General features: G+C 64.9%; 16 protein-coding genes, 1 tRNA gene and 1 pseudogene. 6 read left to right on the forward strand and 12 right to left on the reverse strand.

Annotated features, from left to right (window positions below):
- Positions 1 to 5: 5 nt before the first annotated feature.
- A complete protein-coding gene (locus OEJ37_RS17315) occupies positions 6 to 662 on the reverse strand; it encodes a pyridoxamine 5'-phosphate oxidase family protein (protein ID WP_174418394.1) in 657 nt (218 codons plus the stop codon).
- 327 nt (positions 663 to 989) lie between these two features.
- Between OEJ37_RS17315 and OEJ37_RS17320 the strand changes: the two genes are divergently transcribed.
- Positions 990 to 2,456, forward strand: a complete 1,467-nt coding sequence (locus OEJ37_RS17320) for a PLP-dependent aminotransferase family protein (RefSeq protein ID WP_174418395.1) — start codon at positions 990 to 992, stop codon at positions 2,454 to 2,456.
- 22 nt (positions 2,457 to 2,478) lie between these two features.
- Here the strand turns inward: OEJ37_RS17320 and OEJ37_RS35125 are convergent.
- A pseudogene (locus tag OEJ37_RS35125) lies at positions 2,479 to 4,030 on the reverse strand (phospholipase D family protein).
- Positions 4,031 to 4,843: 813 nt separating this feature from the next.
- Between OEJ37_RS35125 and OEJ37_RS17340 the strand changes: the two are divergent.
- Together OEJ37_RS17340 and OEJ37_RS17345 are read left to right on the forward strand one after the other, a co-directional pair.
- On the forward strand, positions 4,844 to 5,665 hold the full coding sequence (locus OEJ37_RS17340) for a PRC-barrel domain-containing protein (RefSeq protein ID WP_174418463.1): 822 nt from the start codon (positions 4,844 to 4,846) through the stop codon (positions 5,663 to 5,665).
- 86 nt (positions 5,666 to 5,751) lie between these two features.
- Entirely contained in the window at positions 5,752 to 6,006 is a 255-nt protein-coding gene (locus tag OEJ37_RS17345; protein WP_263344975.1) for a hypothetical protein, read from the forward strand.
- A 242-nt stretch (positions 6,007 to 6,248) separates the two neighbouring features.
- Here the strand turns inward: OEJ37_RS17345 and OEJ37_RS17350 are convergent.
- The 6 genes from OEJ37_RS17350 to OEJ37_RS17375 all read right to left on the reverse strand — a co-directional run bounded on the left by OEJ37_RS17350 (position 6,249) and on the right by OEJ37_RS17375 (position 13,087).
- Positions 6,249 to 6,324: transfer RNA gene (locus OEJ37_RS17350), tRNA-Ile, on the reverse strand.
- Positions 6,325 to 6,452: 128 nt separating this feature from the next.
- Entirely contained in the window at positions 6,453 to 8,870 is a 2,418-nt protein-coding gene (gene rpoD / locus OEJ37_RS17355; protein WP_096474817.1) for an RNA polymerase sigma factor RpoD, read from the reverse strand.
- 88 nt (positions 8,871 to 8,958) lie between these two features.
- The gene (dnaG, locus tag OEJ37_RS17360) at positions 8,959 to 10,827 is read right to left on the reverse strand and encodes a DNA primase (protein ID WP_263344976.1); all 1,869 of its coding nucleotides are present in this window, start codon (positions 10,825 to 10,827) and stop codon (positions 8,959 to 8,961) included.
- A gap of 70 nt (positions 10,828 to 10,897) precedes the next feature.
- Positions 10,898 to 11,344: a GatB/YqeY domain-containing protein gene (locus OEJ37_RS17365; RefSeq protein WP_124446510.1), complete on the reverse strand. Its 447-nt coding sequence runs from the start codon at positions 11,342 to 11,344 to the stop codon at positions 10,898 to 10,900.
- A 194-nt stretch (positions 11,345 to 11,538) separates the two neighbouring features.
- On the reverse strand, positions 11,539 to 11,751 hold the full coding sequence (rpsU, locus tag OEJ37_RS17370) for a 30S ribosomal protein S21 (protein WP_006479415.1): 213 nt from the start codon (positions 11,749 to 11,751) through the stop codon (positions 11,539 to 11,541).
- Positions 11,752 to 11,857: 106 nt separating this feature from the next.
- A complete protein-coding gene (locus OEJ37_RS17375) occupies positions 11,858 to 13,087 on the reverse strand; it encodes an NAD(P)/FAD-dependent oxidoreductase (protein WP_263345000.1) in 1,230 nt (409 codons plus the stop codon).
- A 121-nt stretch (positions 13,088 to 13,208) separates the two neighbouring features.
- On the opposite strand from OEJ37_RS17375, the gene tsaD reads away from it, so the two are divergent.
- Positions 13,209 to 14,249, forward strand: a complete 1,041-nt coding sequence (gene tsaD, locus OEJ37_RS17380) for a tRNA (adenosine(37)-N6)-threonylcarbamoyltransferase complex transferase subunit TsaD (RefSeq protein ID WP_174418399.1) — start codon at positions 13,209 to 13,211, stop codon at positions 14,247 to 14,249.
- Positions 14,250 to 14,347: 98 nt separating this feature from the next.
- On the opposite strand, the gene folE2 is transcribed toward tsaD, so the two are convergent.
- From folE2 to OEJ37_RS17400, 4 genes are all read right to left on the reverse strand, one after another.
- The gene (gene folE2 / locus OEJ37_RS17385; protein ID WP_152855637.1) at positions 14,348 to 15,157 is read right to left on the reverse strand and encodes a GTP cyclohydrolase FolE2; all 810 of its coding nucleotides are present in this window, start codon (positions 15,155 to 15,157) and stop codon (positions 14,348 to 14,350) included.
- 154 nt (positions 15,158 to 15,311) lie between these two features.
- Positions 15,312 to 17,216, reverse strand: a complete 1,905-nt coding sequence (dxs, locus tag OEJ37_RS17390) for a 1-deoxy-D-xylulose-5-phosphate synthase (RefSeq protein ID WP_174418400.1) — start codon at positions 17,214 to 17,216, stop codon at positions 15,312 to 15,314.
- An 81-nt stretch (positions 17,217 to 17,297) separates the two neighbouring features.
- Complete coding sequence (locus OEJ37_RS17395; RefSeq protein ID WP_174418401.1) at positions 17,298 to 18,182, reverse strand: polyprenyl synthetase family protein; 885 nt, start codon at positions 18,180 to 18,182, stop codon at positions 17,298 to 17,300.
- Complete coding sequence (locus tag OEJ37_RS17400) at positions 18,179 to 18,472, reverse strand: exodeoxyribonuclease VII small subunit (protein ID WP_011355806.1); 294 nt, start codon at positions 18,470 to 18,472, stop codon at positions 18,179 to 18,181. The genes OEJ37_RS17395 and OEJ37_RS17400 overlap by 4 nt, the downstream gene beginning before the upstream one ends.
- 270 nt (positions 18,473 to 18,742) lie before the next feature.
- Here OEJ37_RS17400 and OEJ37_RS17405 point away from each other — a divergent pair, with 270 nt between their 5' ends.
- Together OEJ37_RS17405 and OEJ37_RS17410 are read left to right on the forward strand one after the other, a co-directional pair.
- A complete protein-coding gene (locus tag OEJ37_RS17405; protein ID WP_174418402.1) occupies positions 18,743 to 19,849 on the forward strand; it encodes an aromatic ring-hydroxylating oxygenase subunit alpha in 1,107 nt (368 codons plus the stop codon).
- Between the two features lie 117 nt (positions 19,850 to 19,966).
- Positions 19,967 to 20,836: a sulfurtransferase gene (locus OEJ37_RS17410; protein ID WP_174418403.1), complete on the forward strand. Its 870-nt coding sequence runs from the start codon at positions 19,967 to 19,969 to the stop codon at positions 20,834 to 20,836.
- The last annotated feature ends 36 nt before the right edge of the window (positions 20,837 to 20,872 follow it).

Genomic DNA, 20,872 nt, shown 5'->3' on the forward strand with positions numbered 1-20,872 from the left:
CGAACTCAATCGGCCCAGTTCCGGACGTAGTCCGGCACGGGCACGCCGTCGTTGCCATCGGCATGAACCGGTGTACCACGCGTCGTCTTCAGTGGCAGAACCCCCGCCCACACAGCAAGCGAGAGATCTTCCTCCTTGTCGGACGGCAGCGAATCGCTGACTTTCACCGCCGCCTCCGCAAGAGAAATCCGCAGCACACTGGTTGCGTTGATTTCCTTCGAATTGCCCGGTCGTGCTTCATGCTTGCGGCCCGCGGCGATCTTGTCCATGAAGGCATCCAGCACCGCGAGCTTTTCCGCGCTTCCTTCCACTGCGTCGAACCGCCCGTAGATCAACGCCGATCGATAATTCATCGAATGACTGAAGGCCGACCTGGCCAGCACGAGCCCATCCAGCAGCGTAATCGCCACGGAGGCCTGCGTGCCCGCAGACAGCGCCTTGATCATCCGGCTTCCGTTCGACCCGTGGATATAGAGATCGTCGCCCCGTCTCCAGTGGGCTGTCGGGATGCAGTGCGTGTCCTGTCCGTCGCCGAACGCGATGTGACAGACGTACGCATCGTCCACGATGCGGTAGAGCATCGCACGATCGTGATTCGCCAGTTCGGGCAGGCGGCGAATGGTGGTACGGGATGTGGGAGAGATGAGGGTCTGGTCTTTCATGTTTCGTTTTCCTGTTCGCGCGCAGCCTTGCGCACATCGATCGGCCCGCGTTCTCGCAAAACGCATATATCCGGTCGAATATATCTATGCACTGCGAAATTAATTGAATCGGAATCGCACGATATCGATGCGTGAGCAACCGGTCGAACGATTCATCGACCGTCGCTCGCCAAATCGATCAAAATACGCGATCGCAACGATCGTCCGACGTACCGGCAATCCGCTGCGAATCGCCCGGCACGGAACGGCGCCGCGAGAACGTGAACAATACGATGTGCGCTGATTCTTAAAAAGAACCAGCCCAAGGAAAAAATCTGGAACCAGCCTATGGATCTCGCGCTGCTCATCTCGTCGCTTTCCAGGCAGGACGGCACGACAAGACACAGCCAGCAGGAAGCCCTGTACCGGAGCCTGCGCAACATGCTGCTGGACGGGCAGATTCCGCCCCGCACGCGGCTCGCGTCGACGCGCGTGCTCGCGGCGGAACTGGGCATCGCGCGCAACTCCGCGGTCTATGCGTACGAGCGTCTTGCCGAAGAAGGCTTCGTGGCGGCCACGCGCAACGGCACGATCTCGCTGTGGGACGGATGCGGCCGTTCGAGCGCCGGGACTGACGACAGCCCGGCCCGGGTTCACCTGTCCGAGCGCGTGCACGGCCTGGAGAACACTGATCCCGAGCCCGAGCGCATGCTGCCGTTCGTCCCCGGCCTTCCTTCGCTCGACGAATTCCCCGTCGCCCAGTGGCGCCGTTGCATCGAGCGCGCATGGAAAGCCGTCAAGCCCGCTCACCTCGCGTATGGCCCGGTCGAAGGGCTGCCCGAATTGCGGCGCGCCGTGGCCGCCTATATCCGGGTTTCGCGAGGCGTGCGCTGCGAGACCGGCCAGGTATTCATCACCGACGGCACGCAGAGCAGCCTCGAGCTGTGCGCGCGCATGCTCGCGAACCCCGGCGAATTCGGCTGGCTCGAAAACCCCTGCTATAACGGCGCCAGGACGGCATTCCGCTCGACCGGCCTGCATATCGTGCCGGTCGAGGTCGACCACGAAGGCATGACGCCGACCGACGAACAGTGGCGCGACAAGCCGCCCCGGCTGATCTATACGACGCCGTCGCACCAATACCCGCTCGGCGCGCTGATGAGCCCGCGACGACGCGCGGCGCTCGTCGAGCATGCGCGTGCATGCGGTGCGTGGATCATCGAGGACGACTACGACAGCGAGTTCCGCCACGGTGGCCAGCCGCTCCCGGCGATCCAGGGCCTCCATGGCGACGCGCCGGTCTGCTATCTCGGCACGTTCAGCAAGACGATGTTTCCCGCCCTCAGGCTCGGCTTCATGGTGGTGCCGCCGGTCCTGGTCGACCGCTTCACCCGAACGCTGCGCGAACTCGTCCATCGCGGCCATTCAGCCGATCAACTGGCGATGGCCGAATTCATCGACACCGGCCTCTTTGCGCGGCACCTGCGCCGCATGAGAGCGCTGTACGCCGAGCGGCGCAGCAGCCTCGAAGCGGCACTCGCCCGCCATCTCGGCACCACGTTGAGCGTTCGTGAAAGCCCGGGCGGCATGCATCTGTCGGCGGATCTCGCGCTGCCGCTGCACGACACCGATGTCGCACGCGCCGCGTCCGCGCATGGCCTGCTGCTTCAGCCGCTGAGCAGCTACGGCGTCGGCGACGGCCGCCGGTACAACGGCTTCGTGCTCGGATATTCCGGCCTAAGCGACACGACGATCGAAACAGCGACGATGCAGTTCGCGGGCGTCATCGAAAAACTCAGCCGCACGCGGTGCTGAGCGCAGCACGCCGCATCGTCACTCACAGTTGCGATTCGATCGGAAACAGCCCGAGAAACCAGACTTCCACCCGGCGCGCAGCCGAAACTTCCGGTTCATGGCCGAGCTCGGTGACCGTCCCGTCCGAATCGGTCTGAACCCACTTGAGCTGCCCTTTCCCCGCCGGATCGGTCCTCGGCTCGACACGCCACGCGATCCGGTCGAGTCGGGATTCCAGATCGTTTGCAACCTGCGACGCAACTGCCGGACTCTCGCAGTAAACGCCGATCTCCGTATTGAGGTTCAGCGAGCGCGGATCGAGGTTCATCGACCCGATGAAAATGCTCTTGTGATCGAACACGTAGGTCTTCGCATGCAGCGACGCACGCGACGATCCGATGATGACCTGCTTCGAAATGCTCCTGTCGCCCGACGGCCGCCGTTCGTAAAGCCGCACGCCGGCCGCCACGAGATCGCTTCGGTAGCGACGATAGCCGGCATGCACGGCCGCCACGTCGGTCGACGCGAGCGAATTGGTCAGCACCGTCACGCGCACGCCGCGCGCCGAGAGCGCGCGCAGCCGCTCGACGACGGCCTTGCCCGGCACGAAGTACGTGCGACACGATCAGCAGGTCATGTTCGGGCTGCAAGGCGAGCGCGCGCAATTGCGGCATCAGGTGCCCATCGCTGTCCTTCGGCGAATGTGCGATCTTCGACGGATCGTCGTACAACACCGTCGCGCGCCCCCACGACAGTTCAGTGCCCTGCCCATGAACGATCCGGTCGAGCCGTTGCCTCGCTTCGAGCACGTACGGATTGTCCTCCATCGCCCTCAGGTAGTCGCGCAACCGCTCGCGCTCTCGATCCAGCCCGCCCGGCGCCGCGTCGTGCCCGACCAGCGCGTCGATCGGATACGCATACGGGGAATTCCAGAACGTATCGAATTCCGTCGAGATGTCCTTCACGACCGGGCCATGGACGACGACATCGAGATCGCCGAACTCCAGCATCGACGATGCGCCGAAGTATTCGTCGCCGATATTGCGGCCGCCGACGATCGCCGCCTGGTTGTCCGCGATCATCGCCTTGTTGTGCATGCGCCGATTGACGCGCGAGAACTCGAACACCGTGCCGATCTTCTTGAACCGGCGCGTAGCGACCGGATTGAACAGGCGGATCTCGATGTTCGGATGCGAGCTGATCTCGAGCAGCTTGCGGTCGTCCGCGTTCGTGCCGAGATCGTCGAGCAGCGCGCGAACACGCACGCCGCGATCGGCCGCGCGAATGATCGCGTCGGCCAGTTCATGACCGGTCAGGTCGTCGTGCCAGATGTAGTACTGAAGGTCCAGCGACCGGTCCGCGCGATCGGCAAGCAGCACACGCGCATCCAGCGCATCGACCGGATCGGTCAGCAGATGAAACGCGTCCTGCCCCGGATGCATGCCGGCCTGCTGGCGGAACGCGACGCCCAGCCGCGTGTTTTCCGTGTCGGCGAATGCATGCGTCGGCGCGCGGTCGGCCTGCGGCGGCAGGCTGGCGCACGCGACGAGCGCCAGCAACGAAAGAATCGCACCCCACGAACGCAGCATGATCATGATTACCGTCGCCACTCCCCGGCGAAGCATGTTTATTCTGGCCGCCGGATGGATCGCGGGGCTCGACGGCTGAACGGGCGCCCGACAGGCATCGCGCGCGGACCGTGCCGCGCCACAGCATACTTCGATTGCCATCGGGACGGCATCCTCTCCGTGTTTCCCCGGTGGCAGTGTTCTGACGATGCGCGACATGCCGCTGTCGCTCGCGGCGGAAACGCCCGTGCGGATGTTCAGGGGGTGATCGATGCGGGCACACGCAGCGCACGCGGCGTGGTGTGCGCCGTTTCACGGCGGTCCGGACGCTCGCCTACGCAAGGAAAAACCGCGACGCATGAGGCCATCGCGGTTTTCGGCATGCCGCGACACAGCGCGGCATGAAATGCCGGTGGTCCGTGGATTCGTCGACCGTCGTGCGAAGCCGTGTCCGCGAGTAAGCGACCAATGCGCGCGACAGGAAGGAGTAGCCGCCGGGTATCCACTCGAAGCGACCGTCCGCGCGATTCGTGAACATCGGAAACACATCGACCTTCCGATTCCGGTCGATTCGTTATCCGGATCTGCATCGATCCAACAGACCCATGCCCGATCCGGCGCGCACTTTGTACGCTTTCGTACTGCGCCGTCCGTCCGTTACCAGTACCGTGTAACCATGCCGGACATCCGTCGCGACGCCACGCCAGCCTGTATACCGCGTGCATGAACGGGATCGGCACGAACCGCTCCGCATCCACGGACGAGCGACTGGACGCCACCGCACGGCACGCGGTTCAGCCGGATCATCGACATGCCGCGCATCGATCTGACGAGAACATCATGCTACGAAGCATCAAGGAATTGCACGGAAGCGCGGTGCGCGCGAAGGACGGCGACATCGGACACGTCAATCAAGCCTACTTCGACGACGACAACTGGTGCATCCGCTACCTAGTCGTCGAGACGGGCGACTGGCTGCACGAGAGGCTGGTGCTCATCTCGCCCTATTCCGTCAAGCACACCGACTCCCGATCCAGCACGCTGCATGTCGACCTTACGCGCCAACAGGTAGCAGACAGCCCGGATCTGGACGCACACAAGCCGGTATCCCGCCAACACGAAATCGAATACCTGCGTTACTACCATTACCCGCCCTACTGGGGTGGCCCGAACCTGTGGGGCATGGACGCATACCCTGCGTCCCATTCTGCCGCCCTGTCGCAAGATCTCGAGGCTGGAAATCCGCTGCCCACCCGCGCAACGCCGGCCGATGCGCCAGCAGATGCGCCGACGGATACGCATCTGCGCGGCACCGGCAAGGTCAAGGGTTATCGGCTCGAAGCCACGGCCGGACGCATCGGTCGCGTGTCCGACTTCATCTACGACGATGAAGCCTGGGTGATCCGCTATCTCGCGATCAGAACGCGGAACTGGTGGTTGACCAACAAGGAAGTCCTGATCGCGACGCACTGGCTCGACCAGGTGGACTGGGCCACGGAAACGGTATCGACCGAGCTCAACCGCGACTCGATTCGCCATAGCCCCGAATACGACGATTCGCAGCCCGTCTATCGAAGCGACGAGATTGCGCTGCATCAGTTCTACGGCAAGCACGGCTACTGGTTGAACGCGGAATCGTCCACGACCCGCGGTGCGCTTTGATGCCACGGCCTCGGACCGCGTGAACCCCTGCAACCTTCCCGCTCGTCCGTCCTGAACGCTTTGTCAGTACGCACCGGAGAAGTTCCATGTCCGCTTTCATGCCCGTCATCTCGGCCCGGCAATTCATCGATCTGGTCAATCAGCGCCTGCCCTCGCATCACGTATTCAAGGCCGGGATGCGCGTGTTTCTCGTGAGGCCGGCATCCGCCGACGCCGATGCGACCGAGTTCGACTATTCACCGAGGACGCGCCGGGCGAGCGGCGTGGTCCTCTACGTCGTCGATCATGTGAAATCCCAATTCCTGGTCGAGCCGGACCTGAGGCTGGCCGGCTCCGGATAGCGCCGTTCGATGCGGCCGCCGGTCGAAGCCGGCCTGGAACGCGTTCAGGGCAATCGCAACTTTCTGCGCGGCCAGGTCCGCGACCGCAGCGTCGACACGTCGCTGGACGCAACCCAATACCGCCCGCAGTTACCCTCGGCTGCCTACGGAATCCCCTGGACACCCTGAGAAACAAAAAAAACCGCGAAGCCTTGCGGCATCGCGGGTTTCGAGACTTCCTCGGATAACCTTGGAAGCGAATCTGGTGGGCCCGGCGGGGTTCGAACCCGCGACCAATCGATTATGAGTCGACTGCTCTAACCGCTGAGCTACAAGCCCTGATGAGATTTGACGCGTGCTACACGCAGCCCCGGCAAAGAAGCCGGGCCGCATTGTAACAACAAAGGAGACAAACGCCACCGGCATCACGCAGATACCGGTGGCGTTCGTGGGAGAAACGCTGGAAATCAGTTCCCTTCGAGGAACGACTTCAGCTTGTCGGAACGGCTCGGGTGACGCAGCTTGCGCAGCGCCTTGGCCTCGATCTGACGGATCCGCTCGCGCGTGACGTCGAACTGCTTGCCGACTTCCTCGAGCGTGTGGTCCGTGCTCATTTCGATACCGAAACGCATCCGCAGCACCTTCGCCTCGCGCGGCGTCAGCGAATCGAGCACGTCCTTCACGACGTCGCGCATGCTTGCATGCAGCGCGGCATCCGCCGGCGCGACCGTGTTGGTGTCCTCGATGAAGTCGCCGAGATGGGAATCGTCGTCGTCACCGATCGGCGTTTCCATCGAGATCGGCTCCTTCGCGATCTTCATGATCTTGCGGATCTTGTCTTCCGGCATTTCCATCTTCTCGGCGAGCGTTGCCGGATCCGGCTCGAGGCCGGTTTCCTGCAGGATCTGCCGCGAGATGCGGTTCATCTTGTTGATCGTCTCGATCATGTGAACCGGAATACGGATCGTGCGTGCCTGGTCGGCGATCGAGCGCGTGATGGCCTGACGGATCCACCACGTCGCATAGGTCGAGAACTTGTAGCCGCGACGGTATTCGAACTTGTCCACCGCCTTCATCAGGCCGATGTTGCCTTCCTGGATCAGGTCGAGGAACTGCAGGCCGCGGTTCGTGTACTTCTTCGCGATCGAGATCACGAGACGCAGGTTGGCCTCGGTCATTTCGCGCTTCGCCTGGCGCGCCTTCAGTTCGCCGGCCGCCATCTGGCGGTTGGTTTCCTTCAGGTCCTTCAGCGGCAGCACGACGCGCGCCTGCAGGTCGAGCAGGCGCTGCTGCTGTTCGCGGATCGCCGGAACGTTACGCGACAGCACCGCGCTGTACGAATGGCCTTCGGCCATGATCTTCTCGGACCAGTCGAGGTCGGTTTCACTGCCCGGGAAGCGCGCGATGAATTCCGAACGCGGCATGCCGCACTTGTCGACGACGATGTGCAGGATCTGACGTTCGACCTGACGCACTTCGTCCACCTGCGCACGCAGCGTGTCGCACAGGCGTTCGACGGTACGCGCGGTGAAGCGGATCGTCATCAGTTCGGTCTGGATCGTTTCCTGCGCCTTCAGGTAGGCCTTCGACTTGTAGCCTTCCTTTTCGAACGCGCGGCGCATCTTGTCGAACCACTCGCTGATCTGCGAGAACTTGTCGAGCGAGGCACGCTTGAGGGCTTCGAGCTGGGCGGCGTTGGCCGATGCCTGTGCGGCACCGTCATCCTCCTCCTCTTCCTCTTCTTCCTCTTCCTCCTCGGCTTCCTCGTCCTCGTTCTCGATGGCTTCCGCTTCCTTCGCGGAGAAGCCGTCCGTATCGGCGGAGTCCGAAGCATTCGGATCGAGCAGGCCGTCGACGAGCTCGTCGACGCGGATCTCTTCGTTCGCGACGCGCTCGGCCATCGCGAGGATGTCGGCGATCGTCGTCGGGCACGCGGAAATCGCCATCACCATGTGGCGCAGGCCGTCCTCGATCCGCTTCGCGATCTCGATTTCGCCTTCGCGCGTGAGCAGCTCGACCGTGCCCATTTCGCGCATGTACATCCGGACCGGATCGGTCGTGCGGCCGAATTCCGAATCGACGGTGGACAGCGCGACTTCCGCTTCCTCTTCGACTTCATCGTCCGACGACGCGGCCGGCGCGTTGTCGTTCAGGAGCAGCGTTTCCGCGTCCGGTGCCTGCTCGTAGACCGCCACGCCCATGTCGTTGAACGTGCCGATGATGCCTTCGAGGGCTTCGGTCTCGGTGAAGTTGTCCGGCAGGTGGTCGTTGATTTCGGCGTACGTAAGGAAGCCGCGCTCCTTGCCGAGCTTGATCAGCGCGCGCAGCTTCACGCGGCGCTCTTCGAGCTCCTCGGCCGTGCCCGGCGTGCTCGTCGCGAACGCTTCCTTCAGCAGCGCCTTTTCCTTGGCGCGACGATCGCGCACCTTGGATTTGCCCGGTGCAGCCGCGGCTGCGGGCTGCTCGTCGCTCTGATTTGCGTCGTCATCGACGGATACTTCGTTCAGCTTTTTGGTCATGGAGTTCGCCGTACCGGCTATATCGACTCGCGGCTGCTGGACGACAGCCGGTTGAACCGTGGGTGCATGAGTAGTACGTACTGCCGTTTCGTCCGCGGCGGCAGTCGTGTCCCTTGCGCTTTTCGCACTTGCCCGCTTCGCCGCCGGCTTGGCCGGCCCGGAGTCGGGTCTGGCGGCAGCCCGTGTTCTGGCTGCCGGCGCCGGCGCAGCCTGAGCAGTGCCGGCCGCGGTTTTCTTTCCCGCCGGGGCTGACGATGCTGAAGACGTTGTCCTGGTGGAAGAAGCAGACTTGGCCGCTGTGACCTTCTTGGTCGGCTCCGTCGAGCCCTTGCCCGTTGCTTTCTTTCCGCCTGTCGTCTTTGCCATCGCGATTCTCGCCTCTGCTTGGAAAACAAACCGCTGGAAACCTTATATTATAGCACGCTGGGGAGCCCTCTCTAAGCGCCCCGGCCGCCTACAGCCCGAGCCGACGCTTCATGTCGGTTCGCTGCTGGTTCAATTCCGTCAATTCGGCCAGTTCCTCGGGTGTGAAGGTGGATTGCCGCGCCAGCCGATCGAGCCGGTCGCAGCAGGCGTCGTAGCGCATCTTGAGCACCCCCGCCTGCAGCTCCTCCCCCGCGATCCGTTCCTGTTCACGCTGCCGCTCGGGCACCGTCTCGTCTTCCGGATTCTGTAACAGCAAATCGCGGACGTTTTCATCATAGTCCAGAATTTCGCGGAAGATTTCCTCGTAAGTCGCCCCGTTCGAGGACGTCCGCAGGACATCCGACAGCAGCCGGAACTCCGCGCCGTCACCCAGCGCACGCGCATGGTCGACGACTTCGGCGAACAATTCGCCGATGCGCGGCAACGCGCGCAGGGTCGCAATCTGTTCGTCGTCGAGCTGCGACGCGATGCGCGGATGCATCACCAGCGTGCGCAACGCACGCTTTTCGCTGTCCGTCACTCGGCGCCGCTCGCTGCGCGCGGGCGCCTGGCGCGGCGGCGCCGCGATCCGCGCGTCGACGTCGGACAGCCCCGCGACCTCTTCGAACGGGATATCGAGGCGGTCCGCGAACATGTGCATGATCTGCGCGCGCAACGCGTTCGCGGGCAGCGCCTGCAGCAGCGGCTTCGCATCGAACAGCGCCTTCGCGCGGCCTTCCGGCTGATCGAGCGCCTTGCCGGCAATTGCTTCGTTCAACAGAAATTGCGACAGCGGCATCGCGCGCTCGACCTGCTCGGAGAACGCATCCGCGCCGAACTCGCGCACATAGCTGTCCGGATCGTGCTCGGACGGCAGAAAAAGGAACCGGATCGTGCGGTTGTCCGCCGCATGCGGCAGGCACGCCTCCAGCGCGCGCCGGGCCGCACGCCGCCCGGCCGAGTCGCCGTCGAAACTGAAAATGACCGTGTCGGTCTGGCGCAGCAGCTTCTGCACGTGAATCGGCGTGCACGCGGTACCGAGCGTCGCAACCGCGTTCGGGAAACCGAGCTGCGCGAGCGCGACGACGTCCATGTAGCCTTCGACGACCAGCACGTACTTGCGCTCGCGAATCGCCAGCCGCGCCTCGAACAGCCCGTAAAGCTCGCTGCCCTTGTTGAACAGCGGCGTTTCGGGCGAGTTCAGGTACTTCGGCTCGCCGCTGCCGAGCACGCGGCCGCCGAAGCCGATCACCTGCCCCTTCACGTTGCGGATCGGGAACATGATCCGCTCGCGGAACCGGTCGTAGCGGCGCGCGACGCCCTGCGCATCGGTTTTCTCGCTGACGATCACGAGCCCCGACTCGACAAGCGACTCGTCGCGATAGTCGGGAAACGCGGTTTCGAGGTTCTGCCAGCCGTCCGGCGCATAACCGAGCCCGAAGCGCGCGGCGATCTCGCCGGTCAGGCCCCGGTTCTTCAGGTACTGGATCGCGACGGTCGCGCCGCGCAATTGCTTGCGGTAATAATCGCACGCGGCGGACATCACGTCGGACAGCGCGGTCGCGACGGATTTCGACACCGGCGCCGGATAATCGCCGCCTCCGCCCCCACCGCCGCGCATCGACGGCTCGTGCGGCACGGTCAGCCCGACGGACTGCGCGAGCTCCTGCACGGCTTCCGGGAACGTGAGCCCCGCATGCTCCATCAGGAAGCCGATCGCCGTGCCGTGCGCGCCGCAGCCGAAGCAGTGATAGAACTGCTTGGTCGGACTGACGGTAAACGACGGGCTCTTCTCGTTATGGAACGGGCACAGCCCCATGAAGTTGGCGCCGCCCTTCTTGAGCTGCACGTACCGACCCACCACGTCGACGATATCGACGCGGTTCAGCAAGTCCTGCAGGAACGAATGCGGAATCACCGTGGGATCGAGCGAAAAAAGACAATACGACGCCCGGCGCACGCAACGCCGCGCGCGCCGGGAACGGGTTTTACTTCGTGAGCGCGGCCTTGACCTGCGCGGAAACGGCCGTCATGTCGGCACGGCCGGCGAGCTTGCCCTTCAGCACGCCCATTACCTTGCCCATGTCCTGCGGGCCGGCTGCGCCGGTTTGCGCGACCGCCGCCTGGATCTCGGCCGCCACTTCGGCGTCCGACAATTGCGCGGGCATGTAGCCGCCCAGCACGGTCAGCTCGGCCTGCTCCTTCGCGACGAGGTCATCGCGGCCGGCGGCCTGGAACTGGCTGATCGAATCCTTGCGCTGCTTGATCATCTTGTCGATCACGGCCGTGATGCCCGCGTCGTCGAGCGTGACCCGATCATCGACCTCACGCTGCTTGATCGCGGCCATCAGCAGGCGAATCGTCGCCAGGCGCTCGCTTTCCTTCGCGCGCATCGCGGCCTTCATGTCTTCGCTGATCTGCTCTTTCAAACTCATCTTTCACCCGGGATGGAAACGTGAATCCGACGCCCGCGAACAGGCGTCAACACAAAAACCCGCTTGGGACAGTGTCTCAAGCGGGTTGCTCGAATCCGGCATCGGCGACTCGCCGCCTGATCGGCTGCGCGATCGCACCCGATCGCACGGAGTCGCCGGTGCGCCGCTCAGCGAACCGCGCGGCGCCCAATCGTTCAGTACAGCTTCTTCGGCAGCGTCTGGCTGCGGATACGCTTGTAATGACGCTTCACCGCAGCAGCCTTCTTGCGCTTGCGCTCCGCGGTCGGCTTCTCGTAAAACTCGCGCGCACGAAGTTCGGTCAATAGACCATTCTTCTCGATCGTGCGCTTGAAGCGACGCATTGCAACTTCGAACGGCTCGTTCTCTTTAACGCGAATGATCGTCATGATCCAACACGAATAAAGGTTTGCAGGGAAAGACTACCGAGTATAGCAGAGCGATTGCTCAAAGGCACGGGGCCTGGTCCCGCTAAAACGGAGCTTGTCCGGCCCGTCAGACGCCGCGCGCATACTCCGCCGCGGCCTGCCCGGCCGCCGTGCCGGACGCCCACGCCCACTGGAAGTTGTAGCCGCCGAGCCAGCCCGTCACGTCCACCGCCTCGCCGACGAAGAACAGCCCCGGCACGCGCGCGCTCATCATCGACGCCGACGACAGCTCCCGCGTATCGATCCCGCCCTTCGTCACCTCGGCCTTCTTGTAGCCTTCGGTGCCGTTCGGCGTCAGCGTCCATCCGGCGAGCGCGTCGCCGATCTGGCGCAGCGTCTTGTCGGGCAGGTCCGCGAGCCGCGCGTCGGCCGCGACACTGTGCGTGTCGAGCCATGCGTGCGCGAGGCGCGACGGCACCCAGTCCGCCAGCAGCGAACCGATCTGGCGCTTCGACGTGCGCTTCGCGTCGAGCAGGTCGACCACCGTGTCGCGCTGCGGCAGCAGGTCGACGCGAATCGGGTCGCCAGGCTGCCAGTAGCTCGAGATCTGCAGGATGCCGGGCCCCGACAGGCCTCGATGGGTCAGCAGCAGGTCCTCGACGAATTCGCCGCCGCGCTTCTTGTCGCCGGTCGACACGCGCACTTCGAGCGACACGCCGGAGAGCGCCGCGAACGGCTCCCAGTCGTGCTGCGCGAACGTGAGCGGCACGAGCGCGGGCCGCGTATCGATGAGCTTGTGGCCGAACTGCTTCGCGAGCCGGTAGCCGAAGTCGGTCGCGCCGATCTTCGGGATCGACAGGCCGCCTGTCGCGACAATCAGTGCGCGCGCACCAATCGGCCCGGCCTGCTGCGTGTCGAGCGTGAAGCCGTCGGCCGGCGCGTGGCGCACCGCGTCGACGACGACGGGCCGGCGCCACGCGATGCCGCCCGCGTCGCACTCGTGCTTCAGCACGTCGATGATCGCGTCGCTGCCGTGATCGCAAAAAAGCTGGCCCTTGTGCTTTTCGTGCCAGGTCACATGATGGCGCTTGAGCAGCCCGAGGAAGTCGCGCGGCGTATAGCGCGCCAGCGCCGAACGCGCGAAATGCGGATTCGCCGACAGGTAGTTGTCGGGGCCTGCGTACAGGTTCGTGAAGTTGCAGCGGCCGCCGCCCGAGATGCGGATTTTCTCGGCGAGCCGCGGCGCGTGATCGATCAGCACGACGCGGCGGCCGAGTTGCCCGGCGACCGCGGCACTCATCATCCCGGCAGCACCCGCGCCGATCACGGCGATGTCATAAGTTTCCATGGCGCGGATTGTACCTGCCCGGCATAGGGCCCGGGCCGCCGCCAGCGGCGGCCTGCCCTCGCCTGTTATACTTTCTGGTTACGTCGACCTTCCTGCGGCGCGCCCGATATGGCGCGCCCTGCCCGTACCCATGCTCGTTCTCGGCATCGAAAGCTCCTGTGACGAAACCGGCCTCGCGCTCTACGACACGCAGCGCGGCCTGCTCGCGCACGCGCTCCATTCGCAGATCGCGATGCACCGCGATTACGGCGGCGTCGTGCCCGAACTCGCGTCGCGCGACCACATCCGCCGCGCGCTGCCGCTGCTCGAGGAAGTGATGGCGCAAAGCGGCACGCGCCGCGACGACATCGACGCAATCGCATTCACGCAGGGCCCTGGCCTCGCCGGCGCGCTGCTGGTCGGCGCGAGCATCGCGAATGCGCTCGCGCTCGCATGGAACAAGCCGACCGTCGGCATCCATCATCTCGAAGGCCACCTGCTGTCGCCGCTGCTCGTCGCCGAGCCGCCGCCGTTCCCGTTCGTCGCGCTGCTGGTTTCCGGCGGCCACACGCAACTGATGCGCGTGACCGACGTCGGCGTGTACGAGACGCTCGGCGAAACGCTCGACGACGCGGCCGGCGAAGCGTTCGACAAGACGGCAAAACTGATCGGCCTCGGCTACCCGGGCGGCCCGGAAGTGTCGAAACTCGCAGAAACGGGCACGCCGGGCGCGGTCGTGCTGCCGCGTCCGATGCTGCATTCGGGCGACCTCGACTTCAGCTTCAGCGGCCTGAAGACGGCCGTGCTCACGCAGATGAAGAAGTTCGAGGCAGCGAAGCTGACGGGTGAAGCGCTCGAACGCGCGAAAGCCGACCTCGCGCGCGGTTTCGTCGACGCGGCCGTCGACGTGCTCGTCGCGAAGTCGCTCGCCGCGCTGAAGAAGACGAAGCTCAAGCGCCTCGTGGTCGCGGGTGGCGTCGGCGCGAACCGCCAGTTGCGCGAGGCGCTGTCGGCCGCCGCGGCCAAGCGCGGCTTCGACGTGCACTACCCCGATCTCGCGCTCTGCACCGATAACGGCGCGATGATCGCGCTCGCGGGCGCACTGCGGCTCGGCCGCTGGCCCGAGCAGGCGAATGCCGACTACGCGTTCACGGTGAAGCCGCGCTGGGATCTCGCGTCGCTCGCACGCTGAGCCGCGCAACGTAACGCGACGCCGCACGCACCGTGCACACGTAAAAAGGCCGCTCAAACGAGCGGCCTTTTTCATCGGCGCGACAAAACGACGCAGCGTTATGCAGCCTGCCGCTTGTCGCGTTCGATCAGCGCATACGCGCTGTGATTGTGGATCGACTCGAAGTTCTCGGCTTCGAGCACGTACGCGGCCACGCGCTCGTCCGCATCGAGACGCTGCGCGACATCGCGCACGAGATCCTCGACGAACTTTGGATTCTCGTACGCGCGCTCGGTGACGAACTTCTCGTCCGGGCGCTTAAGCAGGCCCCACAGTTCGCACGACGCCTCTTCCTCCGCGATGCGGATCAGCGCCTCGACCGGCAGGTCGGCCGCGAGCTCGGCATCGATCGTCACGTGCGAGCGCTGGTTGTGCGCGCCGTACTGCGAGATCTTCTTCGAACACGGGCACAGGCTCGTCACCGGCACGAGCACCTTCAGGAACAGGCGCGCGTCGCCGTTGCGGCTTTCGCCCGCGAGCGTCACTTCATAGTCGAGCAGGCTCTGCACGCCGGACACCGGCGCCGTCTTGTTCACGAAGTACGGGAACGTGACCTCGATGCGACCCGCCTCGGCCTCGAGCTTCTCCAGCATCGACGCGAGCATCGCGCGGAAGCGCTCGACCGTCAGCGGCGCGCGGTTCTCTTCGAGCAGCGCGACGAAGCGCGACATGTGCGTGCCCTTCTGGTCGGCCGGCAGGCGCACGTCGAGGTTCCAGACACCGACGGTCGGCTGCACGTCGCCGCTTTCGGTACGCACCGTCAACGGATGCCGGACCGCCTTCACGCCCACGCGCTGAATCGGAATCTGACGGGTATCCACCGTGCTCTGCACGTCGGGCATCACGAAGGCGGGATTCATCTGGTTCATCTTGTTCAATCCTTGTAAGCCGCGCGTCCGACGACGCGCACGCCGCGTCATGCGGCAGCCGGAAAAGCAACATGGGCCCGCAGGCCCATGTTTTCCGCATCAATGAAGACCGGTTGCGCCAGTCGCACCAGCGCCGCCCGCGGGCGGCGCCAGCTTATGCGACGCGCTTCGCCTGACCGGCGACATCAGCCGCCGGGTTCAGGAAGCGTTCGCGAATCGATTTCGCGATGCCCGCGCCGTCGAGGCCGCATTGCGACAACAGCTTTGCGTGGTCGCCGTGGTCGACGAACTGGTCAGGGAGGCCCAATTGTAGTACGGGTCGGATAACCCCACTCTCCATCAGGGCTTCCACGCAGGCCGAGCCCGCGCCGCCCATCACGCAGCCTTCCTCGATCGTGACGAGGTAGTCGTGCGTCTCGGCGAGTTCGCGCACGAGCGCCGCGTCGACCGGCTTCACGAAGCGCATGTTCGCGACGGTCGCGTCAAGCTCTTCACCGGCGACAAGCGACGGTGCGACCATCGTGCCGAACGCGAGGATCGCGACGCGCTTGCCTTCCGGCTGAGCCGTGCGGCGACGCACTTCACCCTTGCCGAGCGGGATCTCGGTGAATTCCTTCACCGTCGGCACGCCCGTGCCCGCGCCGCGCGGATAGCGCACCGCGGTCGGGTTCGGCTGCTGCAGCGCCGTGTGCAGCATCTGGCGGCATTCGTTCTCGTCGGATGCGGCCATGACCGTCATGTTCGGGATGCAGCGCATGAACGCGAGATCGTACGCGCCCGCGTGCGTCGCGCCATCCGCGCCGACCAGGCCCGCGCGGTCGATCGCGAACACGACCGGCAGGTTCTGCAGCGCGACGTCGTGGATCAGCTGGTCGTAAGCACGCTGCAGGAACGTCGAGTAGATCGCGACGACCGGCTTGAGCCCTTCGGTCGCGAGGCCGCCCGCGAACGTCACCGCGTGCTGCTCGGCGATGCCGACGTCGTAGTAGCGATCCTTGAAACGCTTCTCGAACTCGACCATGCCCGAGCCTTCGCGCATCGCGGGCGTGATGCCGACGACGCGCGTATCGCGCTCGGCTTCATCGCACAGCCACTCGCCGAACACCTGCGTGTACGTCTTCTTCGCGGGCGTGGTCGACGGTTTGATGCCTTCGGCCGGGTTGAACTTGCCGGGGCCGTGATAGAGCACGGGATCGGCTTCGGCGAGCTTGTAGCCCTGGCCTTTCTTCGTCACCACGTGCAGGAATTGCGGGCCGCGCAGTTCGCGGATGTTCTGCAGCGTCGGGATCAGCGAATCGAGATCGTGACCGTCGATCGGGCCGATGTAGTTGAAGCCGAACTCCTCGAACAGCGTGGCCGGCACGACCATGCCCTTCGCGTGCTCCTCGAGCTTGCGCGCGAGTTCGAGCACCGGCGGCGCAACGCTCAGCACGCGCTCGACGCCCGCGCGCGCAGCCGCGTAGAAGCGGCCCGACATCAGGCGAGCGAGATGGCGATTCAGCGCGCCGACCGGCGGCGAGATCGACATGTCGTTGTCGTTCAGGATCACGAGCAGCTTCGCATCTTCCGACACGCCCGCGTTGTTCATCGCCTCGAACGCCATGCCGGCCGTCATCGCGCCGTCGCCGATCACGGCGATCGAGAAGCGATCGTCACCGTTCAGCTGGCTGCCGATCGCCATGCCGAGCGCGGCCGAGATCGACGTGCTCGAATGCGCGGTGCCGAACGTGTCGTATTCGGATTCGCTGCGGCGCGGGAAGCCCGAGATGCCGTCGTACTGGCGCAGCGAATGCATCTGGTCGCGGCGGCCCGTGAGGATCTTGTGCGGGTAGGTCTGGTGGCCCACGTCCCAGACGATGCGATCGTTCGGCGTGTTGAACACGTAGTGCAACGCGATCGTCAGCTCGACCGTCCCGAGGTTGGACGACAAATGGCCGCCCGTCTTCGACACGCTGTCGAGCACGAACGCGCGCAGTTCATCCGCGAGCGGTTGAAGTTGGCGACGATCGAGGCGGCGCAAATCCGCCGGGTCGTCGATGGTTTTCAGCAAGTCGTACATCGTCGTTCCATTGTAGGAAATCAAACGCGCCCGCATTCTATTGCACGCACCGTAGCATGTGCGCGGCGGCGGGCTTTCGCGTCAGCTGACCCGGTTCACAACCAGGTCGGCAAGTTCGGCGAGACGCTGTGCGCGTGCGCCGAACGGTTTCAGCGCGTCGTGCGCTTCGGCGCGCAGTTGCGCTGCGAGCTCGCGCGACGCCTCGAGGCCGAGGATCGAAACGTAGGTCGGCTTGTCGTTCGCCGCGTCCTTGCCAGCCGTCTTGCCGAGCGTCGCCGAATCGGTCGTGACGTCGAGAATATCGTCGACGACCTGGAAAGCCAGGCCCACGGCCCCCGCATAGACGTCGAGCGCGGCCATCGTTTCCGCCGACGGCGTCTCGCCGGCCAGTGCGCCCATCCGCACGGCCGCGCGCAACAGCGCGCCAGTCTTCATCCGGTGCATCGTCTCGAGCTGCTCGCGCGTCAGCTTGAGGCCGACGCTCGCCAGGTCGATCGCCTGCCCGCCGGCCATGCCGAGCGAGCCGCTCGCAAGCGCAAGCTCGCGCACGAGCGCGGCCTGCTGCACCGGCGACAGCGCGTCGGCATCGGTCAGCGCGACAAACGCCTGCGACTGCAGCGCATCGCCGACGAGCAGTGCCGTCGGCTCGTCGTACTGCACGTGCACCGTCGGCTTGCCGCGTCGCAGCGCGTCGTCGTCCATGCACGGCATGTCGTCGTGCACGAGCGAGTAGACGTGGATCATCTCCAGCGCCGCCGCCGCCGCATTGCGCGCCGCTTCCGTTGCGCCGGTCAGCTCGCCTGCTGCATGGCACAGCAGCGGGCGAACGCGCTTGCCGCCGCCGAGGACCGCATAGCGCATCGCCTCGTGGAGTTGCGCAGGCATCGCGGTTTCAGCGGGCAGATAGTGACCGAGTGCGTCCTCGACACGGTCAAGCACGGACCGCATCCATTGTTCGAATGTCATAGATCGTCGTCTTCGCCGTCCGTGGCGGCCGTTCCGGACGAAAGCGGCTTCAGCGTCGCGCCGTCGAGCACGCGAACCTGCTGCTCCACTTTCTCGAGCTGCTGTTGGCAAAATGCAACGAGGGTCGCACCGCGGCGATACGCCGTCAGTGAATCCTCGAGGCTCAACGCGCCGCCTTCCATCCGGGCAACCAGCGTCTCGAGTTCCGCGAGCGCCATCTCATAATTGTCCGGCAACGGTTCGGTGCCATTGCCGGGCGGCGTGGCGCCTGGGGATGCGGTTTTCGCCATGGACGAGGGTGTCAAATTTCAAAACAAGTCGGACATTCTACGGCAAAAGAGAATTCTCCGATCTGCCGACTTGGACGCCGGACACATATTCCGGCCCCATCTCCGGCACACAGTGTGCACCTGCCGATTGTCACCCGACAAAAAATTGACACAAATCAGGCACTTAATCCTGGCCTTGCGAGGCGAACCGGGTATAATTCCCCGTTTCCCTAAATCGATTTTTCGATGGTTGGGTTGTTCACTGCTTTCACGCTAACACCGGGAGTGGGAATGTCCAATCTGAGCGATGCGCTTCAGTTGAAGTCGGCTCACAGCCAGCTTCCAGTCACTGCATATTTCGATGAGGCGCTGCTCGAGCGCGAGATCGAAACCCTCTTCAAGAAAGGACCTCGTTACGTCGGGCACGAGTTGATGGTGCCCGAGGCGGGGGATTATTTTGCGCTGCCGTCCGAGAAGGAAGGCCGCGTGCTGGTCCGCAACCAGACGAACCAGATCGAACTGCTGTCGAACGTCTGCCGCCACCGGCAGGCAATCATGCTCAACGGGCGCGGCCACACGCAGAACATCGTGTGCCCGCTGCACCGCTGGACGTACGACCTGGAAGGCGAGCTGCTCGGCGCGCCGCACTTCCCCGAGAAGCCGTGCCTGAACCTCGGCAAGAGCCCGCTGCAAAACTGGCAGGGGCTGCTGTTCGAGGCCGAAGGCCGGAATGTCGCGCGCGACCTCGCCAATCTCGGCACGAAGCATCACTTCGACTTCTCCGAGTACCACTTCGATCACATCGAAGTGCACGAGTGCGATTACAACTGGAAGACGTTCATCGAGGTCTACCTCGAGGATTACCATGTCGTCCCGTTCCACCCGGGCCTCGGCAGCTTCGTGTCGTGCGACGACCTCAAGTGGGAATTCGGCGACTGGTACAGCGTGCAGACGGTCGGCGTGCACAACGCACTCGCGAAACCGGGCAGCGCGACTTACCAGAAGTGGCACGAGCAGGTGCTGAAGTTCCGCAACGGCGTGCCGCCGGAGTTCGGCGCGATCTGGATGGTCTACTACCCTGGCCTGATGATCGAGTGGTATCCGCACGTGCTCGTCGTGTCGTGGCTGATCCCGCGCGGCCCGCAGAAAACGACCAACATCGTCGAGTTCTATTACCCCGAGGAAATCGCGCTGTTCGAACGCGAGTTCGTCGAGGCCGAGCGCGCCGCCTATATGGAAACGGCCGTCGAGGACGACGAGATCGCGATGCGAATGGACGCAGGCCGCCGTGCACTGATGGCACGCGGCGAGTCGCAGGTCGGCCCGTACCAGAGCCCGATGGAAGACGGCATGCAGCACTTCCACGAGTTCCTGCGCCGCCACCTCGGCGACATCTGACGGCCGGTGCGGCGCTTCGACGCCGCACGGCATCCGGCAGACGAAAAGACGGGCTTCGGCCCGTCTTTTTTTGTTTAGACTTGGAGTGTCAGGCCATTCGCACTCCAGGGAGCTGTCATGCCACACACTCATTACACCACGCTCATCTCCGCCGCCAATCTCGCCGAGCGCCTGGCCGCGGCGCCCGGCAGCGTCGTGCTGTTCGACTGCCGCTTCGATCTCGTCGATCCCGGCGCGGGCGCAGCCGCCTATGCAGCCGGTCACATCCCCGGCGCGCAGTATCTTCATCTCGATCGCGACCTGTCGGGACGCAAGACAGGTACCAACGGCCGCCATCCACTGCCGACCCGCGACGCGCTCGCCACGCTGCTCGCGAGCCGCGGCCTCAAGCAAGGCCAGCAGGTCGTCGCATACGACGCGCAAGGCGGCGCCTACGCGGCGCGCCTGTGGTGGCTGCTGCGCTGGCTCGGCCACGATTCGGTGGCCGTACTCGACGGCGGCCTGCAGGCTTGGGAAGCGGCCGGCCAGCCGCTGACTACCGACGTACCGCAACCGGCCGCCGGCGATTTCCGCGCGGCAGCGCCGCTCGAATCGACGGTCGACGCGGCAGCCGTGCTCGCGAACGTGACGTCGCGCACGCGCGTCGTGATCGATGCTCGCGCACCGGACCGCTATCGCGGCGAAAACGAAACGATCGATCCCGTGGGCGGCCACATCCCCGGCGCACGCAACCGGTTCTTCAAGGACAACCTGACCGCCGATGGCCGCTTCAAGACCGGCCATGAATTGCGCGAGACGTTCTCCACGCTTCTGGCGGGCACCGAACCGAATCTCGCGATCCTGCAGTGCGGCTCCGGCGTCACCGCCTGCCACAACGCGCTTGCGCTGGAGATCGCGGGGCTGCACGGCGCATCGCTGTATCCGGGCTCGTGGAGCGAATGGAGCGCCGATCCGTCGCGGCCGATCGCGACCGGCCCGAACCCGTAATCCGGACCGCGGCGCGCCGGCGAAGCAACGCGGCGG

The sequence above is a fragment of the Burkholderia sp. BKH01 genome (assembly GCF_025685725.1).
In the GTDB taxonomy this organism is placed as follows: domain Bacteria; phylum Pseudomonadota; class Gammaproteobacteria; order Burkholderiales; family Burkholderiaceae; genus Burkholderia; species Burkholderia pyrrocinia_C.

Coding starts and splice junctions, on each gene's coding strand:
- OEJ37_RS17315 (WP_174418394.1), bottom strand. CDS start 662: ATGAAAGACCAGACCCTCATCTCTCCCACATCCCGTACCACCATTCGC.
- OEJ37_RS17320 (WP_174418395.1), top strand. CDS start 990: ATGGATCTCGCGCTGCTCATCTCGTCGCTTTCCAGGCAGGACGGCACG.
- OEJ37_RS17340 (WP_174418463.1), top strand. CDS start 4,844: ATGCTACGAAGCATCAAGGAATTGCACGGAAGCGCGGTGCGCGCGAAG.
- OEJ37_RS17345 (WP_263344975.1), top strand. CDS start 5,752: ATGTCCGCTTTCATGCCCGTCATCTCGGCCCGGCAATTCATCGATCTG.
- rpoD (WP_096474817.1), bottom strand. CDS start 8,870: ATGGCAAAGACGACAGGCGGAAAGAAAGCAACGGGCAAGGGCTCGACG.
- OEJ37_RS17365 (WP_124446510.1), bottom strand. CDS start 11,344: ATGAGTTTGAAAGAGCAGATCAGCGAAGACATGAAGGCCGCGATGCGC.
- rpsU (WP_006479415.1), bottom strand. CDS start 11,751: ATGACGATCATTCGCGTTAAAGAGAACGAGCCGTTCGAAGTTGCAATG.
- tsaD (WP_174418399.1), top strand. CDS start 13,209: ATGCTCGTTCTCGGCATCGAAAGCTCCTGTGACGAAACCGGCCTCGCG.
- folE2 (WP_152855637.1), bottom strand. CDS start 15,157: ATGAACCAGATGAATCCCGCCTTCGTGATGCCCGACGTGCAGAGCACG.
- dxs (WP_174418400.1), bottom strand. CDS start 17,216: ATGTACGACTTGCTGAAAACCATCGACGACCCGGCGGATTTGCGCCGC.
- OEJ37_RS17395 (WP_174418401.1), bottom strand. CDS start 18,182: ATGACATTCGAACAATGGATGCGGTCCGTGCTTGACCGTGTCGAGGAC.
- OEJ37_RS17400 (WP_011355806.1), bottom strand. CDS start 18,472: ATGGCGAAAACCGCATCCCCAGGCGCCACGCCGCCCGGCAATGGCACC.
- OEJ37_RS17405 (WP_174418402.1), top strand. CDS start 18,743: ATGTCCAATCTGAGCGATGCGCTTCAGTTGAAGTCGGCTCACAGCCAG.
- OEJ37_RS17410 (WP_174418403.1), top strand. CDS start 19,967: ATGCCACACACTCATTACACCACGCTCATCTCCGCCGCCAATCTCGCC.